The organism is Qipengyuania gaetbuli (genome assembly GCF_009827315.1).
GTDB lineage: Bacteria > Pseudomonadota > Alphaproteobacteria > Sphingomonadales > Sphingomonadaceae > Qipengyuania > Qipengyuania gaetbuli.
In genome coordinates this window covers 168,951-186,326 of sequence record NZ_WTYF01000003.1, presented here as the reverse complement: position 1 = coordinate 186,326, position 17,376 = coordinate 168,951, and the positions used below count along the sequence as shown (strand labels likewise).

The window sequence follows — 17,376 nt, the reverse complement described above, 5'->3', positions numbered from 1 at the left end:
GAGACGCGAGCAATGCTGACAAAGAACAAGCCCTTCGTCCACGCCTTCGCAATCGTGGGACTGGTCGCCCTCTCCGCCTGCGGCAGCGGCGCGGAAACCGATGCCGCCGACGGGTCGACGCAGATCGACGAGACGGAAACGCTGGCAGCCGCCCTCGGCAAGCTGCCCGAACTGTCGACCGTAAATTCGGCGATCGTGACTGCCGATCTCAACACCGTGTTCGACGGTGTGGGCAGCTACACGCTGCTTGCCCCGAGCGACGAGGCCTTCGCGGCTCTCGGTGAGGCCGGACAGGCGCTTATGACCGAAGAGCAGAAGCCGATCCTCGTCGGCGTGCTGCGCAATCACATCCTGCCGGGCTATCTGCAGCCCGAAGACATTTCCAAGGCGATCGATGCCAAGGATGGCGCGGTGACCATGACCACGCTCGGCGGAGGCGATGTGACCTTCACCAAGGATGGTGAAACGATCACTGTCACGCGCGAGGACGGCGCAAGCGCGCAGTTCTCGGGCAAGGCGGTCGCCGCATCGAACGGCGTCGTTATTCCGATCGGGGCTGTCCTCCAGCCTCAGTAATCGCGACTGATCTCGGCCACGACGCTCTCGCGTCCGATGGTCGAGACACTCGCCAGCAGCGACACCCAGCTCGTGACACGGAACTCGACCTGGGTGGCGCTGTAACCCTTACCATCGGTGATGATCTCGACGTAGAAGCGCCGGCCGATGTTCTTGCCGAGCGCAATGCCCGTGCCTCGCCCAAGCGCCGGATCGGCGCTGACGATGCGCAGGCGGTCGAGGCCGATGGCAGAACGCAGCTGGTTGATCGGGTCCATGCCTCCGCCGCCGCGAAGGCTGGCGACAGCCGCGCCGAGCTGGAGGGCGTCGGTGGCGGACAGCGTGGTGATCGAACCGCCGAACAGCAGGCGGGCAAGGATCTCCTCTTCCGGCAGCGACGGGTCGGAAGCAAAGGTGATTTCGGGCTGCACGGCATTGCCGGTGATCGTGACGATGACGTTGGTATCGCCGGCCTCCGTCTCCGCCCGGATATCGAGGCGCGGGTTGATGGGTACGTTCTCGTCGAAATCGATCTCGCCGCGGGTCAGTTCGAAGCGCGTGCCTGCAAAGGTGTAATCGCCGCGCACGACCTCGGCAGTGCCGCCGATGCGGGGATCGTCGGTGGTTCCGCGCAGGATGATGTCGCCGCGCCACTCGCTGTCGAGACCCATGCCGTCGACATCGATCCGGCTCTCGGCCTTGGCATCGATCAGGTAACGCCACGGACGCGCGGAAGCCGCCCGGCGGCGCCTGTCCGCAGGCAGGTTGATCTCGCGCGTGCTGATCCGCGGCAGGCGCAGGTCATCCGCCGCAGTTCCGAGGCGCCAGCTGGCCCGGTCCACGCGCAGTCGACCTGCGATCGTGCCGCCAAGCCCGTTGGAGATGATGCGCAACGGTCCCGTGACTGTCGCCGATAGACCGTTCGCATCGACCAGTCGGGCGTTGCTGGCGGCAGCTCGCAAGTCGAGTGTTGGCCCGCGGATCTCGACAAACCGCCCTTCGACGCGCTCGCCAAGCCCTGCGAGATCGACGATCCCGCTTCCCGAAACCTTGCCACCATTGACGGTCGTTCCGGCAAACCGTGTGAGGCGAAGGCGCGAACCTGCAAAGGAGCCGCGCACACTCACATCGTCGATATCCGTGCCGGACAGGGCGCTGCGGACCCGCAGGTCATCGCTGGCTACGGTTCCCCGCACCCTTGGTTCGGCAAGCGAGCCGCTGGCATTGGCCGCGATCGATACAGGGCCGGTGAGATCGAACGCCTCGACAGCCGCCAGCCGCCAGAGGCTTTCCGCAGCACCCTGGAAGCGTAGCTGGCCATCGAGCCGGCCTGCCCTGAGGCGCCGGGTCAAATCGCCCTCTGGCGGCAGGCCCGTGATATAGGCCTGCACGCGCCCGCGCCGAATTTCGTCGCTTTCCATGACGGCGCGCGCTTCGAAGCTGTTGGTTTCCAGCCGCGCCACGAGCGACAGGTCCATTGGCTTCGACGACAGGACGAGGCCCGAACGCGTGAGGTCATCGACCTTCACGCGCGCCGAGCCGGTGGGCAGGCCGCCTGCGGGGCTGCGGTACTCGACCACACCGGAAATCGTGCCGCCAAGGCCGAGGTCCGACAGAGCGACATCGCCGAGCGACAGCGGCATGCGCGCCAGCTTCACGTCGAGCGCAAGATTGCCGCCACCAAACTCGCCCGATGCGACCATGCCGCCATCGCCATAGGACAACTGCGTCGGCGACAGCCTCCACCCGCCATCCTCCATCTTGGTGAGGTAGGCCCGGCGCGGCATGTAGATGGCCCGTCCGGCAAACTCGCCCTGCGCGGCGACAGCGATGCGCTCCGGCTGGAAGCGTCCCTTGAGATCGAGCGCGAAACGGACCCCCCGCTGGCCGGTGATGCGGGCATCGACGCTGCCAACCCCGTTCTCGACCTTCCCCTGGGCCGCGAGCCGCGCAATGAAGAGCCTGCCGTACTGCACCCCTTGCGCATTCGCCGTGCCCGAGAAGCTGGAATTGCCTTCACCCAGCAGGCCCTCGACGTCGATGTCGGCGCGCGCGATGGTCAGCGAGGTATCCCCGCCGAAGCTGGCGTCGCGAGCGGTCAGGTCGATGACGAGCCCCTGCCGGCCACCCTGCGGAGCGAGCGCTATCGTGCCTTCCAGTCCGCCCCGCGTAAGCGCGAGCGTCCCGTCGACGCGGCCATCGACCAGCGTCAGGCCGCCGCTTACCGAGGTCTCGGAAACCGTGAGCCGTTCGACGTCGATACGCGTCGGACCATTTGCCGGAGCGAACAGCGCCAGGATCCCGTCGAACGGACCGAGCACGGAATCGCCCTGCGTGTCGATGGCAAATCCGTTCTCGCTCGGAGCGATGGCTACGCGTACGTTCTCGAGCCCGGTGAAAGGCCTTGCAAAGACCAGCTGCGCGGTGGGGCCGTCGTCCGCGATGCGCGCTTCGACGGTGAAGTCGCCGTATTCGGTATGCGTGCCGGACCCTGCCAGCTGTGTCGCCCCGCCCGAGACCGACCCGTCGAGCGCCATCTGCAGCTTTTCGGCACTGACCCGCACGCGGTTGAAATCGAGCGCCGCCCCGCTGCCGGTCGCAATGCCGCCACGCACTCGGATCGCCGATCCCGCCAGATTGGCGAGCGTTGCATTGGTCACCGGCGAGACGCGCGCATCGAGGTCCGCGCCGAGCTTCCACCCGCCGGGATAGAGCTCGAAGTCGGCCATGGCGGTACCGCCTGCCCGCCCGACATTGTCGAGCACCAGCCCGTCCGCCCGCACGGGACCGCGCAACTGGTAGCGCCCGGCATCCAGATCGCCGCGCAAGGCAAGATTGGCAGCGAGGCCGCGGAAGGCGACGCTCAGGTCATCGGCAACCAGCCGGTTACCTGACAGCGCCAGCTGACCGCGCAGGACGCCGTCCACCAGCCGCGGATCGACCAGCGCATTGCCGGTCGAAACCCGGCCTGCGGTGACTGCCAGCGGGACAGTCCAGGTCTTGCCGTCGTATCGGGCCGTGCCCTGCTGCCTCAGAGATGCGACCCGTGTCTCACCCGAGACGAGTTCGCCGATCCTGAGTTCGTGGACGATGTCGAGCTGGTCGAAAGCACCGTTCAGCGTTGCCGTCGCTGTCGTGCCATTGAGGCGCAGGCCGTCGTCGAACAGCGCCGGGTCGCGCAGACTTGCGCCGAGCCGGTAGTCCTCGACACGGTTTTCGGCGAGATCGAGCAGGCCGTCGCCATCGAGCAGGATACCCCGCCCGACGAGTATCGTTCGCCCGTCGAATTTCCGGTCGTCGATCGTCAGCCTTGCCTTGATCGCCGTGTCATTGCCGAGCGCGCGTTCGGGCAGGCCGTCGACGAAGTCGGTCGCGTCGAATTTGCCGAGAACTCCGAACACGCCTTCGCGATTGGTAATGCGAAGCGCGGCAATTCGCTCCTCCCCGCTGCGGACCAGCAGGCCGCCCTTCCATGCAGACCAGGTGCCATCGCCGCGCAGGCGCGCCTCGTAAGGGCCCTCGACACCCAGAATGCCGGCAATCGCCCCGCCCTCGCTTGCGCTGATATCGGCGGACAGGTCGAAATCGTCCCCGTCCGGCTCTGCGTGCAACAACAAGGCCAGTGAATCATCCGCGCCAAGCTTCGCATCGCCGTCGACGAACAGGAGCCGGTCATGGACCTGGACTTCGGCAGCAAGATCCACACGTTGCGAAACGTCGCCTGCGATACCCGGCGCAAGCGTGAGATTGTCGATTTCGAACCGGTCGACCGCGATGTCGAATCCTGGAAGTACCGGCCCGTCGTCCTCGCTCGGCAGGAATTCCGGTATGCGCGACAGGTTTCCGCGGCGGGCGATGAAGCTGTCGATATCGAGCCGGTTGCGCAGCCAGCCGCGCGGGTTCCAGTCGATCTCCGCGCGCGGGATTGTCAGGAAGACGCCTTGGGGATCGGACACGCGCACATCGTGCAGCACGGCATTGCCGTAGATGTTCCCGTCGATCCGGCCGATGGCGATGTTGAGGCCATTGGGAAAGACGTGGCGCGCGATCCGGTCGGCAAGGAAACGCTCCCCGATGGGAGTGTTGAGAAGCAGGAGCGCGCCCACGACCAGCAGCACCGCCCCGCCCAGTAAGCCCAGCGACCATTTGGCGATGCGTCCAGCAATGGACCGGCGCTTCGGCACCTCGGTGGACACGGCGGCCTCTTCCATCAGAACGCCTGCCCCAGCGAAACGTAAACCGCGACAGGTGAATCGTCTTCGTCTGGGTTGAGGGGAACACCGACATCAAGGCGCAGCGGACCGAAGCCCGTGTCATACCTGAGGCCAACGCCTGCACCGTATTTTACAAAGCGAAAATCAGGCGTCGATTCGATGGAAACGGCGCCGAGATCGAAGAAGGGTACGATTGAAACTGCCCCGTCGAAGAAACCCGTTCCTATGCGCGCTTCAACCGAAGCTTCGACGAGGCTGCGTCCACCGACCGGCTCGAGCAAGTCATTGACCGGACCGATCTTCTGGTACCCGTAACCGCGTACCGAACCACCCCCGCCTGCATAGAGGCGCCGCGAAGGTGGGATGGCGAACAACGGTGCACCCTGAATGCTGGCGAAACGGACCCGCCCCGCCACGACCATATCCATGCCAATCGACTGGTAATGGGATCCGTCGACTTGGTTGCGCAGGTAGTAATATTGTTCACCACCTGTCCGTGAGGTTTCTGGTGCCAGAAAGCCGGTGACCCGGAAACCCTTTGTCGGATCGAGAAGCGAATCTGTCGTATCAATCGTGGCGCGACCGAAAACTGATCCCACGAAATAGGTGCGACGCGGCCGCTCGATGCCACCAATGACGCGATTGCGTTCATCCGTCGCCAGAATTTCGGCACCTAGTGCCCAAGCCAAGGGTTTCTGGAACAGTAGCGTGGAAAGCCGTTCGTACGTGCCCGTTATTGCGACAGTCCGAGCGTCGTACGCCGCCGTGTCGAGGTTCGACACATAGGCATCGAGAGTCAGCACCTGATCTCTTCCGCCAAAATTGTTCTTCCGGAACGTCACGCCCGCCAATTGTTCGAGCGTACCCGCCACGCCGCGTACCTTGAGCGAACCTTCGGGCGGGAAAAGGTTGCGGTGCTCCCAGCTTGCCTGGACGCGGAAGCCTTCTTCCGAACCGTAGCCGATGGCGCCCGCAATGGTGCGCAGCTTGGCGCGGGTCATTTCGACATCCATCGCCACCACGCCCGGCTCGTCGCCTTGCGGCGCGGTAATCTCGCGCGGCGTAATCGCTACGGAGGACACGAGGCCGGTCGCGGTCACCGCGCGCCGCAGGTCCATCGACAGGCTGCGCTGGTAGGTATCGCCCGGTTCGAAGCGCGCGATGCTGGCAAGGTGACGGCTGGACAGGAACTCGGGATCGTTGCTGGTGACCTCGCCGAACACGTACTTACCGCCCGGCTCCACCGGCAGGGTCAGGTCGCCTTCCTGCCGGTCGTGATCGATCAGCAGTTCGGGTTCCTCGATCCTGGCGAAGGCATATCCGCTCTCGCCCAGGGCCCGGTCGAGGTCGAACTGTTCCTGGATGATCGTGTCGCTCTGGAGGTAATCGCCGGGCAGGATGTTGAAGACATCGCGCAGTGCGTTGTAGTCGGGCGCGCTCCTCAGATTGCCGAGGTCGATGGTGCCGTAGCGATAGCGCACGCCCGGAATGACATCGAAGCGCACGACCGGCCTGCCTTCGGCCTCGCCCTCGCCCGGTTCCAGCGCTCCGATCGTGCGGAGGATCTCGCCATTGTAATAGCCATAGACCCGCAGGAGGTTGTTGAGCAGTTCCTCGTCCTCGCGCGCACGGGCGGCGATCTGCGCGACATTGGCATCGTCGGAACCGAGTTCCTCGATGGTCGATAGTGCCTCGTAACGGGCGACGAAGCCGCCACGCTCGGTAAAGGGTGGTTCGGCCTGAGGGAAACCGAGGATCAGATTGTCGGCGAGTTGCTCCGTCTCGGCATTCTCGAACTCGACCTGCGGGGCGCCGGTGTCGAGATCGGCAAACTGAATGTCCTCTTCCGGTTCGAGCGGCTCGAAACCGTCGATTTCCAGTTCGTCCGGCCATGCAAGATCGAACCCGGGAGGAGCGTCGATCGGCGTTTCGGGTTCGGGAACGACGTCGCCGGTGGTCTCGGTGTCTTCAACCGTGCCCTGCGCTGCCCACTCCTCGGGATTGTCGAGAGCGCTGTCGGGGATCAGGTCCTCTAGCCGTTCAGGCGCCTGCTGGTCCTGCGTAGCCGCAGGCACCGACGCTAGCGCGAGCGCGGCAACACAGCTTTTCAGGAATGCGCGTATCGGTTCAGTCGGCCAGCTTGTATTCGCGCTGGCTTCCGTCCTTGGCCGGCAGGGGCTCGACGGTGCGAGCGACGCGCGGCCGGGTTGCTGCGGTGATGAGGCGCTTCTGCTCGTCTTCGGGCATGCGTTCCCATCCTCCGCGGGTAAGCCGTTCGAGCGGGCGGTAACGCACCTTGTACTGCATCCGCTCCGACCCTTCGACCCAATAGCCGAGGTAGACGTAGGGCAGGCCCTGCGCGGCTGCCCGGCGGATGTGGTCGAGGATGATGAAATTTCCAAGCCCGGCACGATCCTCAATATCAGGGTCGTAGAAGCTGTAGATCATCGACAGCCCGTCGCCCTGCACGTCCGTGAGACAGGCGCCGATCAACCGTCCCGGCTGCGACCCAACTCCCGGCTCCCGATATTCAACGACATAGCTGGATACCGGAGTGTGTTCCACCATATCCGCAAAGTCGGATTCGTCCATCTCTGCCATGCCGCCGCCGGGGTGGCGATGAGCGAGATACTTGCGCAGCAATTCGTACTGTTCGTCGGTCGCCCAGGGGCGGCATTCGGCGACTTCGATATCGCTGTTCGCCTTCAGCGTGCGCTTCTGGCTGCCGGAAGGCTTGAATTCGTTGGCGACGACGCGGACCGAGACGCAGGCCTGGCAGTCGAGGCAGGAGGGCCGGTAGGCGACCGTCTGGCTGCGCCGGAACCCGATTCGCCCGAGCGCTTCGTTGAGTTCGTCCGCGCTCTGCCCGCGCAGTTCCGTGAACACCTTTCGCTCGCTCTTGCCCGGCAGATACGGGCACGGCGCAGGGCTCGTCACGAAGAAGCGGGGGAAGCGGATCGGGGCCGTCACGGGTTGATGACATCCTCTGCGTTGCGGGCGACTTATATGTTTAACGACTCCTTTATGCCCGAGTGGTGCCCGGGTTAAAAGTGCCTTAACCACGAAAGTGGACCCAAGGCCGTTTCCGGCCCCGCCGGTCGCCCTATTCCAGCTCGGCCAGTTCGACCGAATAGCCCTTGGCTTCCAGCGCCTTGACCAGGCGGTCGATCTGGCTGCCGTCGCGCGCCTCGCACTCGATCTCGGTGATCAGGCCCTTGGCGGGAAGCGCGGTGAAAATGCGCTGGTGGTAGATCTCGATGATGTTGACGTTGTGGTCGTTGAACTCGCGCATCACCTTGTAGAGCGCGCCGGGGCGGTCCTGCAGCGTGATCCTGAGGCGCGCCAGCCGCCCGCTGCGGGCAAGGTCGCGCAGCAGCACGTTGGCGAGCAGGCGGGTGTCGATATTGCCGCCGCACAGCACAAGGCCGACGGTCTTGCCGGCAAAGCGTTCGGGATAGGACAGGACGGCGGCTAGACCCGCAGCGCCAGCACCTTCGACGACGGTCTTCTCGATCTGGAGAAGCAGCGACACGGCGTGTTCCAGCTTGGGTTCGCCGACCAGCAGGACCTCGTCGACCAGTTCGCGGATGACCTGGCTGGTAAAGGCACCGGGCTGCTTGACCGCTATGCCCTCCGCCAGCGTGTCGCCGCCGCACGGCAATTCCTCGCCGGTCACGGCGGAATACATCGAGGGGAACAGCTGGGCCTGCACGCCGACCATCTCTATATCGGGGCGCAGCGCCTTGGCGACCGTCGCCATGCCGCTCATCAGGCCGCCGCCGCCGATCGGCACGACGAGGCAGTCGAAATCGTCCTTTGCCTCCAGCATCTCGAGCGCGACCGTGCCCTGCCCTGCCGCGACATTGGGGTCGTCGAAGGGGTGGACGAAGGTGAGGCCGCGTTCCCGCTCCAGCTCGCGCGCATGGGCATAGGCCTCGTCGAAGGTCTCGCCGAACAGCTCGACCTTCCCGCCGACGCTTTCGGTCTGCATCACTTTCACGCTGGGCGTGGTCGAGGGCATCACGATAGTCACGGGAACGCCCAGCCTGCGCCCGTGATAGGACAGGCCCTGCGAGTGGTTGCCTGCAGACGCCGCGATAACGCCGCGGCGGCGCTGTTCTTCCGACAGGTGGAGCAAGGCATTCAGCGCGCCGCGTTCCTTGTAGGCGGCCGTGAACTGGTGGTTCTCGAACTTAAGCCAGATGTCCGCCCCGGTAATCTCCGACAGGGTGATGGAGTGCATCAACGAGGTCTTGACCACTGCGCCTTCGATACGCGCAGCAGCAGCCCTCACATCGTCGAGGGTCAGGAGATCGGTCGCCTTCTCTCCGGTCGGCAGGGGATTGGCCTGTGTCATCGCCGGGGAAACTACGGACCCCTCCTTGGCGGCGCAATGAGCGAAAGGGTTTGCCCGTGCCAAGCTTTGCCTTATCGCAGGCCCCGAACACGGATTGGGAAAGCCTGATGAAGAAGACACTTGTTGCCGCCCTGCTCGCCACCACCGTCGCCGTGCCCGCACAGGCCGACGTGCTCGTCGACAACGTGACCGGCATCACCATGGATGCCGACGGCAAGGTGAAGCGGTTCGAGGCGCTGGTGATCGATGACGATGGCAAGGTGGCGAAGGTTATCGGCCGGGGCGAGGACCGCCCGCGCACCGACTACCGCGAGGATGGCAAGGGCCGCGTCATGCTGCCCGGCATGATCGATGCGCACGTCCACGTGATGGGCGTCGGCTTCGGCGCGCTGACGCTGGACCTGTCCGAAACGAATTCGCTTGAGGAAGCGCTCGACAAGATCCGCACCTTTGCTGCCGAAAACGAAGCCCGTCCGTGGATCCTCGGGCGCGGCTGGAACCAGGAAAAATGGGGCCTAGGCCGCTTCCCGACCGCTGCCGAACTCGACAGCGCCGTGGCCGATCGCCCGGTTTATCTCGAGCGCGTCGACGGCCATGCCGGCTGGGCCAACAGCCTCGCCATGCAGGCCGCAGGGATCACCGCGCAGAGCAAGTCTCCTGCAGGCGGCAGGATCGAAACCCTGCCCGGCTCGAAACAGCCCAGCGGCGTCTTCGTCGATGCTGCCGAGGAACTCATGCGCAAGGCCATCCCGGCACCGCGTGCCAACGAGCGCGACCTCGCGCTCGCCGAGGCGCAGAAAGTCTTCCACCGCTACGGAATCACGGCGGTCGCCGACATGGGCACCACGATCGAGGACTGGCAGGCCTTCCGCCGCGCCGGCGACATGGGTGCGCTGAACCTGCGCATCATGTCCTACGCCTCGGGGCCCGAACAGATGGTGCTGATCGGCGGATCGGGCCCCTCGCCCTGGCTCTACGACGACAAGCTGCGCATGAACGGCGTGAAGCTCTATCTCGACGGCGCGCTGGGCAGCCGCGGGGCATGGCTCAAGCGCCCCTATGCCGACGATCCGGGCAATTACGGCCTCCCGCTGCAGACCCCAGCGCAGCTTCGCAACATCCTCGTGCGCGCCGCACAGGGCGGCTTCCAGCCGGCAGTCCACGCCATCGGCACGGCTGCCAATGCGGAAGTGCTGAACGCGGTGAACGAGATCGCGGAAAGCTTCGACGGCGATCGCCGCTGGCGGATCGAACACGCGCAGATCATCGATCCGGTCGACCTGCCGAAGATCGCGGAAAACGGCATCATCGCCTCGATGCAGCCGCTCCACCAGACGTCCGATCGCCTGATGGCCGAGGCGCGGCTGGGCATGGACCGCCTCGAAGGCGCCTATGCCTGGAACACCGTGCTGCAACTGGGCGGCAAGCTGGCCTTCGGCTCGGACGCGCCGGTGGAACCGTCGGACGTCTTTGCCGGCTATGCAGCCGCGATCACGCGCATGGATGCGAACGGCCAGCCCTTCGGCGGCTGGCTGCCGAAGGAACGCGTCAATCGCGAGGAAGCTCTTGCCGGGTTCACCTCGGACGCGGCCTATGCTGGCTTTGCGGAAGGCCGCTTCGGCAGGCTGCTGCCGGGCGAGAGGGCCGACTTCATCCTGGTCGACCGCGACCCGCTGATGGCGACGCCGGAAGAAATCCGCGCGACCAAGGTGCTGGAAACCTGGGTCGGCGGCCGGAAGGTCTACGACGCGGACTGATCGGCGGCGGGTTCTTCCGCCGCCTTTTCCTTCGCGTCGCGCTTGTCGAAGATGCGCATCAGCACGAGCGAGCCTTCGAACAACAGCAGCAGCGGGATGGCGAGCAACAGCTGCGAACCCGGGTCGGGCGGCGTGATGATCGCTGCCACGATCACGACCAGCACGATGACATAGCGCCGTGCATTGACCAGCTGTTCGCGCGTCACGATGCCTGCGCGATGCAGCAGCAGCAGAAGGACGGGGAGCAGGAAGCTCATCCCGAAGGCGAGGATGAACTGCATCACGAGGCCGAGATATTCGTTGGCTGTCGGCAGGGCATTGATTTCGAGCCCGCCTGCCGTGCCCTCGAAGCCGAGGAACCACTCGAAAGCGGTCGGCATCACGACGTAATAGGCCAGCGCCGCGCCGCAGGTGAACAGGAACGGCGTCGCGATCAGGAAGGGCAGAAATGCCTTCTTCTCGCGCGCATAGAGCCCCGGCGCGATGAACGCCCAGAGCTGGTTCGCGATATAGGGAAACGCGATGCAGAAGCCTGCGAACAGCGCCACTTTCAGCTCGACGAAGAACACCTCGTAAAGCTTGGTAAAGATCAGCTGCCCCTTGCCGTCGGGAAAGGACGATTTGAGCGGCTGGATCAGGAAGCCGAGGATGTCGTCCGCGAAATAGAGGCACGCGCCGAACGCCACCACCAGCGCGGCGACGCAGCGGACCAGCCGCGTGCGCAGTTCCATCAGGTGGTCGAGCAGCGGCGCCTGGCTTTCGTCGATGTCCTTGATCTCGAAGGCCATGTCAGCTCTCGCCCTTGGCCGGCGGAGGGGGCGGTACGTCACCAAGCGGCAGGCCCGGCTCCGCCTCGGCGGGGCCGCCATGTTCCGGCGCTTTCTTCGGCGCGGCCCGCTTGATTGCCGCCTCTGCCGCAGCGTCGGCATCCGCCGGGTCCGCCGCAGGAGCCATGGGCGTCATTTCGCTATCGGGCGCGCCGCCTTCCGGCTCGTTGCCGGTCGGATACTTGGCCATGATTTCCTTGTTGCGGTCGGCCCACTGCTTTTCCATGTCCTCGATTTCCGCCTGCCGGACCATCTCGTCGATGCCGGCGCGGAAATGGGTGGACATGCGGCGCAGCTTGCCGATCCAGCGTCCGGCGCTACGCATGGCACGCGGCATGTCCTTCGGGCCGATCACGAGGATCGCCACGATGACAATCACCAGCAGTTCGCTGGCGCCGATATCGAACATGCGTGCCTCCGCCCTCTAGCGGATTACTTGGTGTCGGACGTCGACTTGACCTGGTCTTCGGTCAGCCCTTCGCTGGCGGGCTTCGCCTCGTGTTCGAGGTGCTTGGTCGGCTTGGCGTCGTCTTCGTTCATGCCCTGCTTGAAGCTTTTGATGCCCTTGCCGAAATCGCCCATCATCTCGGAAATGCGGCCGCGGCCGAACAGGACGAGGATGACGATGGCGATAATGATGAGCTGCCAGGGGCCGAGCGACATGGGATTACCTTTGTAAGTGGGTTTCTGCCGATATAGGCGTTCGGCAGGCGCAATGCCAGTCAGCTTGCGTCTTCGCTCTCGTCTTCCTCGTCCGGCATCGCGGTGAGTTCCTCGAACGCGTCGTCGACCGGATCGAGCAGGCCGGTAGCGCGCAATTCCGCGATTCCGGGCAGGTCCCGGCGGCTGGAAAGGCCGAAATGGTCGAGGAATTCGGGCGTCGTCGCGTAGATCGTGGGGCGCCCGGGCACTTCCCGCCGCCCGGCGATCTTCACCCAGCCCGCTTCCATCAGCACGTCCAGCGTGCCGCCAGATGTCTGGACGCCGCGGATCGATTCGATTTCGGCGCGGCTTACGGGTTCGTGATAGGCGATGATCGCCAGCACTTCTGTCGCGGCGCGGCTGAGGCGGCGGACCTGTTCCTTTTCCTTGCGCAGCAAATGGGCAAGGTCGGGCGCGGTCTCGAAATGCCAGCGCTTGCCGCGCTCGACCAAGTGGACGCCGCGTTCGGCATAGGTTTCCGCCAGCACTGCCAGTGCATCGCGCACGTCCGACGTCGCCGCATCGCCCAGGAACCCGGCAAGCGCATCCACGCTCATCGGTTCCTCGGCCGCGAACAGCGCCGCTTCGATCGCGCGTTCCAGTTCGGTCACGACACGCGCCTCAGGCGCAGCGGGCCGAAAATGTCCTCCTGCGCAAGCTCGGCCTTGCCGAGCCGGGCGAGTTCGAGCGCGGCTACGAAGCTCGATGCGAGCGCCGAGCGCTTGAGGCGCGGTTCGGCATGCGGCGGCAGAAAATCGCGGATTTCCATCCATTCCAGCGTCACGCCCAGCATGTTCGACACGCGTTCGAGCGCGCTGTCGAGCGTCATCACGGGCCGTTCGCGCACCATGTGGATGGCCGGCGCGGTGCGCGCCTTGACCCGTCCGTAGGCCTCGATCAGCGCGAACTGGTCGCAGTGCCACTGCGTCTTGCGGACAATGGCGAGGCCTTCGGGTGCCCCGCGCAGGAACACGTCGCGCCCGATACGGTCGCCGCCCATGAGGCGCGCTGCCGCATCGCGCATCGCGCCAAGCCGCTGGAGGCGCAGCTGGAGCCTGAGCGCCAGTTCTTCCGGGCTCGGATCCTCCTGCTCTTCCTTGGGCAGCAGCATCGCGGACTTGAGGTAGGCAAGCCAGGCGGCCATCACGAGATAGTCCGCCGCCAGTTCCAGCTTCAGCGCCTCGGCCTTGTCGATGTAGTCGAGGTATTGCTCGACCAGCGCGAGGATCGAAATCTCGCGCAGGTCGACCTTCTGGCGCCGTGCGAGGTCCAGCAGCAGGTCGAGCGGCCCTTCCCACCCGTCGAGTTCGAGGTAGAGCGCGCCGTCATCGACCGGCGCTTCGGCGGCAATGCCGTCCCAGTCGTCCGCCTGATCGGGCGCGTCGCCGAAGAGCAGCCCGTCGCTCATGCCGCATGCTCCGCCACCGCGAGCAGCGCATCGCGCTTGGCGAGGAGGTGGCCGATCTCGACCTCGTCCATGGGATCGCCCATCAGCGCGTGGACGCGTTCGAGGCGCGCGGTCGCTGCATCGCCCATCGCGCCGATCCGGTTCGCAATGGCGATCTGGTCGTCCATGCGCGCCCAGCAGTTGAGGGCGATGTCGCATCCGGCGGCCAGCGCCTTTTCGCAGCGTTCGGGGATCGTGCCTTCGAGCGCCTGCATGTCGATATCGTCGGACAGGAGCAGGCCGTCGAAGCCGATCTTCCCGCGAATGACATTGCCGATCACATCGGGCGAAAGCGTTGCCGGGCGATGCGCATCCCAGGCAGTGAAAACGATATGCGCGCTCATGCCCAAGGGGTGGCTGGCAAGCGAGCGGAACGGTTCGATATCGACTTCGAGCTCCGCCTCGCTGGCTTCGACGCGGGGCAGTTCCTTGTGGCTGTCGACCGTGGCGCGGCCGTGGCCCGGCATGTGCTTGAGGCAGCCGACCACGCCTGCATGCCCCATCCCGTCGAGCACGGCGCGACCGAGCGCTGCCACCTGCATCGGGTCGCTGCCCAAGGCCCGGTCGCCGATGACATTGTCCGTTTCGGGTCGCCGCACGTCGAAGGGGGCATGGAAATCCACGCTGACACCGACTCGGGCGAGTTCGCGGGCAATCGCTTCCGCATTCACGCGGGCGGCCTCGATCGCGGATGCCGGGGCGATTTCGAACAGGCGCGCGAATGCCTCGCCGGCAGGGAATTTCGGCCATTCGGGGGGCTTCATGCGCGAAACGCGTCCGCCTTCCTGGTCGATGGAGACGATCAGGCGGTCACGGCCATGGATGGCCCGCAAATCGTCGGTCAGCCGCCGCATCTGCTCGCGGTTTTCGCAATTGCGCGCGAACAGGATGTAGCCCGCCGGATCGGCGTCCTTGAAAAAGGCGCGTTCCTCGGCCGTCAGTTCGGGGCCGGAAATGCCGAAGATTACGGGCAACATGCGAGGAATTTGCGCCGCTTGCCCCTTGCAGGCAAGCGGGTTGCCGACGGGAGGTGTGGAAAGCGCGCCCTATTTGGCCGGCCGGGCGCTATTTCACGAAACAGGGCAGGCCGTCGGACTTCAGCCGGCCGCACAGCGCGTTGGCCGAACCGCGATCACCCGCGACGGCCTGGAGGCGGTAGACCTTGCCGATATCGACCTGCGCCTCGACGACGCGGTGGCTTACCCCGCTCAGCGCCTCGGTCTGGCGGATGAGGCGAGCCCAGGCAGCTTCCGCTTCCTCGCGGCTCGGGAATGCGCCGACCTGGACGCCGACGCCCGAACGCGGTTCCGGCTTCGGGGCAGGCGCGGCGGCAGGCTCGTCCCCGGCATTGAGCGTGGTGGCGAGCGACGGCGCGGCGGCGCTGCCGGGCTTGTCGGCCAGGCGGCCTTCGCGGGTCTGCCCTTCGCCCACGGCAAAGCTGGTGTCGCCCGTGCCGGCATAGGTCTTGCCGCCCGGGTTTTCGGGCCGCGATTTGTAGGGCTCGTCGGGAGCGGCGATCAGGCTGCCGTCGGCAGGCGGTTCGCTGGCCGCGCCGCCGAGAAAGTACCAGGCGCCGCCGAGGATCGCACCGATCAGGACGACGGCAAGCACGCCAATGAGGACGATGCGCGAGGTCGCAAAGCCACCTTCCTCGCCCTCTTCCTCGTCGGCTTCCAGCCACGGCAAGCGCTCGTCGCTGTCGATCAGCTCGAGATCTTCGCCCTCGTCCCAGTCTGCGCCCTGGTCGTAGCCGCCTGCGGCCATTCCTACATCTCCTCGACCGCCTCGACCCCGAGAATGCCGAGGCCGTTGCGGATTACCTGCCCGATCTGGGAGGCGACGAACAGCCGCGCTCCGGTCAATTCGGCATCCCCCTCCTGGATGATGCGCTTTGCCGGATCATCGTTACCCGCATTCCAGTAGCTGTGGAAGGCGGCGGCGAGATCGCCGAGGAAAAATGCGATGCGGTGAGGTTCGCGGGCGCGCGCGGCGGCCTCGACGATACGCGGGAATTGCGCGGCTTCGCGCACCAGCGCCAGTTCGTCCGCACCGAGGCGACCCAGATGCGCGTCGCTCGGCTCGACACCGGCCTTGCGCAGGGTCGAGCGGATACGCGCATGGGCGTACTGGAGGTAGAAGACCGGGTTGTCCTTGCTGGCCTCGACCACCTTGGCGAAGTCGAATTCCATCTGCGCTTCGGGCTTGCGGGTCAGCATGGTGAAACGCACCACGTCCTTGCCCACTTCCTCGACGACGTCGGCCAGCGTCACGAAGGTGCCCGAACGCTTGGACATCTTTACCGGTTCGCCGTCCCGCATCAGGTTGACCATCTGCACCAGCTTCACGTCGAAGGGGATCGGCTGGCCCTGCCCTTCGGAAAGCGCGGCGACGGCCGCCTTGATCCGCTTGACCGTACCGGCATGGTCAGCGCCCCAGATATCGATCAGCGCGTCGGCCTTTTCCGCCTTCTGCAGGTGATAGGCGAGGTCGGCCCCGAAATAGGTCCAGGCCCCGTTCGATTTCTTGATCGGGCGGTCCTGGTCGTCACCGAACCGGGTCGAGCGGAACAGCGGCAGTTCGACCGGCTCCCAATCTTCGGGCGGGGCCTTGCCCTTGGGCGCTTCGAGCACGCCGTCATAGACGAAGCCGTGTTCGCGCAGCCACTTTTCGGCATCTTCGGGCTTTCCGGCGGCCTGCAATTCGGCCTCGGAGGCGAAGGTATCGTGATTGATGCCCAGCAGCGCGAGATCGGCGCGGATCATGTCCATCATCGCCGCGACTGCCTTCTGGCGGAACAGCACCAGCCATTCCCCTTCCGGAGCGGCGGCGTATTTGCCGCCGAATTCGGCAGCCAGGGTCTTGCCGACCGGCTTCAGATATTCGCCCGGGTAGAGGCCTTCGGGGATTTCGCCGATGTCTTCGCCAAGCGCCTCGCGGTAGCGAAGGTGTGCCGAGCGGGCGAGCACGTCTACCTGTCCGCCTGCATCATTGACGTAATATTCGCGGATCACCTCGTGACCGGAAAATTCGAGCAGGCCCGCTAGCGCGTCGCCCACCACCGCGCCGCGGCAATGGCCCATGTGCATCGGGCCGGTCGGGTTGGCCGACACGTATTCGACATTGACCTTCTGGCCGCCGCCCATCGCGGACCGGCCATAGTCTGCGCCCATGGCGGCAATCGCCGAGAGTTCGCGCAGCCACGCCGTGTCGGCAAGGCGCAGGTTGATGAAGCCCGGTCCGGCAATGCTGGCCTCGACGATATCGGGTTCGCGCGTGAGGTGATCGACGATCAGTTCGGCAAGCGCGCGCGGATTGGTCTTGGCCTGCTTGGCCAGCACCATGGCGGCATTGGTCGCAAGGTCGCCATGCGAGGGATCGCGCGGCGGTTCCACCGTTACGTTCGATCGGTCGGTCCCGGACGGAAGCTGTCCTTCCATCTCGAGAGCATTGAGAACAGCGTCGATTTTCGCCGCGAAAGAGGCGTGGAGTGTCTGCATGTCAGCCATGCCCGCGCGCC

General features: G+C 65.6%; 14 protein-coding genes. 2 read left to right on the top strand and 12 right to left on the bottom strand.

What is annotated here, in order from left to right; genetic code table 11:
* Window positions 1-12: 12 nt before the first annotated feature.
* Entirely contained in the window at window positions 13-576 is a 564-nt protein-coding gene (locus GRI42_RS01095) for a fasciclin domain-containing protein (protein WP_160606227.1), read from the top strand.
* Here the strand turns inward: GRI42_RS01095 and GRI42_RS01090 are convergent.
* From GRI42_RS01090 to GRI42_RS01075, 4 genes are all read right to left on the bottom strand, one after another.
* On the bottom strand, window positions 570-4,766 hold the full coding sequence (locus tag GRI42_RS01090) for a translocation/assembly module TamB domain-containing protein (RefSeq protein ID WP_160606226.1): 4,197 nt from the start codon (window positions 4,764-4,766) through the stop codon (window positions 570-572). The genes GRI42_RS01095 and GRI42_RS01090 overlap by 7 nt on opposite strands.
* Window positions 4,766-6,844 carry an autotransporter assembly complex protein TamA gene (locus GRI42_RS01085; protein WP_325065277.1) on the bottom strand — a complete coding sequence of 693 codons (2,079 nt, stop codon included), beginning with the start codon at window positions 6,842-6,844 and terminating at the stop codon, window positions 4,766-4,768. The genes GRI42_RS01090 and GRI42_RS01085 overlap by 1 nt, the downstream gene beginning before the upstream one ends.
* A 52-nt stretch (window positions 6,845-6,896) precedes the next feature.
* Window positions 6,897-7,739, bottom strand: coding sequence for an arginyltransferase (locus GRI42_RS01080; protein WP_160606225.1), 843 nt, complete (start codon window positions 7,737-7,739; stop codon window positions 6,897-6,899).
* Window positions 7,740-7,872: 133 nt separating this feature from the next.
* The gene (locus GRI42_RS01075; protein ID WP_160606224.1) at window positions 7,873-9,126 is read right to left on the bottom strand and encodes a threonine ammonia-lyase; all 1,254 of its coding nucleotides are present in this window, start codon (window positions 9,124-9,126) and stop codon (window positions 7,873-7,875) included.
* A 107-nt stretch (window positions 9,127-9,233) separates the two neighbouring features.
* Here GRI42_RS01075 and GRI42_RS01070 point away from each other — a divergent pair, with 107 nt between their 5' ends.
* The gene (locus GRI42_RS01070; protein ID WP_160606223.1) at window positions 9,234-10,883 is read left to right on the top strand and encodes an amidohydrolase; all 1,650 of its coding nucleotides are present in this window, start codon (window positions 9,234-9,236) and stop codon (window positions 10,881-10,883) included.
* Here GRI42_RS01070 and tatC read toward each other — a convergent pair.
* The 8 genes from tatC to argS form a co-directional block, all read right to left on the bottom strand.
* Window positions 10,868-11,671 carry a twin-arginine translocase subunit TatC gene (tatC, locus tag GRI42_RS01065; RefSeq protein ID WP_160606222.1) on the bottom strand — a complete coding sequence of 268 codons (804 nt, stop codon included), beginning with the start codon at window positions 11,669-11,671 and terminating at the stop codon, window positions 10,868-10,870. The two genes, GRI42_RS01070 and tatC, sit on opposite strands and share 16 nt — an antisense overlap.
* Before the next feature lies 1 nt (window position 11,672).
* Window positions 11,673-12,119, bottom strand: a complete 447-nt coding sequence (gene tatB, locus GRI42_RS01060) for a Sec-independent protein translocase protein TatB (protein ID WP_160606221.1) — start codon at window positions 12,117-12,119, stop codon at window positions 11,673-11,675.
* Between the two features lie 23 nt (window positions 12,120-12,142).
* Window positions 12,143-12,373: a twin-arginine translocase TatA/TatE family subunit gene (gene tatA, locus GRI42_RS01055; RefSeq protein ID WP_160606220.1), complete on the bottom strand. Its 231-nt coding sequence runs from the start codon at window positions 12,371-12,373 to the stop codon at window positions 12,143-12,145.
* Window positions 12,374-12,432: 59 nt separating this feature from the next.
* Window positions 12,433-13,023 (bottom strand): SMC-Scp complex subunit ScpB, encoded by a 591-nt coding sequence (gene scpB / locus GRI42_RS01050; protein ID WP_160606219.1) that lies wholly within the window; start codon window positions 13,021-13,023, stop codon window positions 12,433-12,435.
* On the bottom strand, window positions 13,020-13,820 hold the full coding sequence (locus GRI42_RS01045; RefSeq protein ID WP_160606218.1) for a segregation and condensation protein A: 801 nt from the start codon (window positions 13,818-13,820) through the stop codon (window positions 13,020-13,022). The genes scpB and GRI42_RS01045 overlap by 4 nt, the downstream gene beginning before the upstream one ends.
* The gene (gene nagZ / locus GRI42_RS01040) at window positions 13,817-14,836 is read right to left on the bottom strand and encodes a beta-N-acetylhexosaminidase (RefSeq protein WP_160606217.1); all 1,020 of its coding nucleotides are present in this window, start codon (window positions 14,834-14,836) and stop codon (window positions 13,817-13,819) included. Before nagZ ends, GRI42_RS01045 begins: the two co-directional genes overlap by 4 nt.
* A gap of 88 nt (window positions 14,837-14,924) precedes the next feature.
* Window positions 14,925-15,623, bottom strand: a complete 699-nt coding sequence (locus GRI42_RS01035) for an SPOR domain-containing protein (RefSeq protein WP_160606216.1) — start codon at window positions 15,621-15,623, stop codon at window positions 14,925-14,927.
* Window positions 15,624-15,625: 2 nt separating this feature from the next.
* Window positions 15,626-17,365, bottom strand: a complete 1,740-nt coding sequence (gene argS / locus GRI42_RS01030; protein WP_160606215.1) for an arginine--tRNA ligase — start codon at window positions 17,363-17,365, stop codon at window positions 15,626-15,628.
* Between the last annotated feature and the right edge of the window lie 11 nt (window positions 17,366-17,376).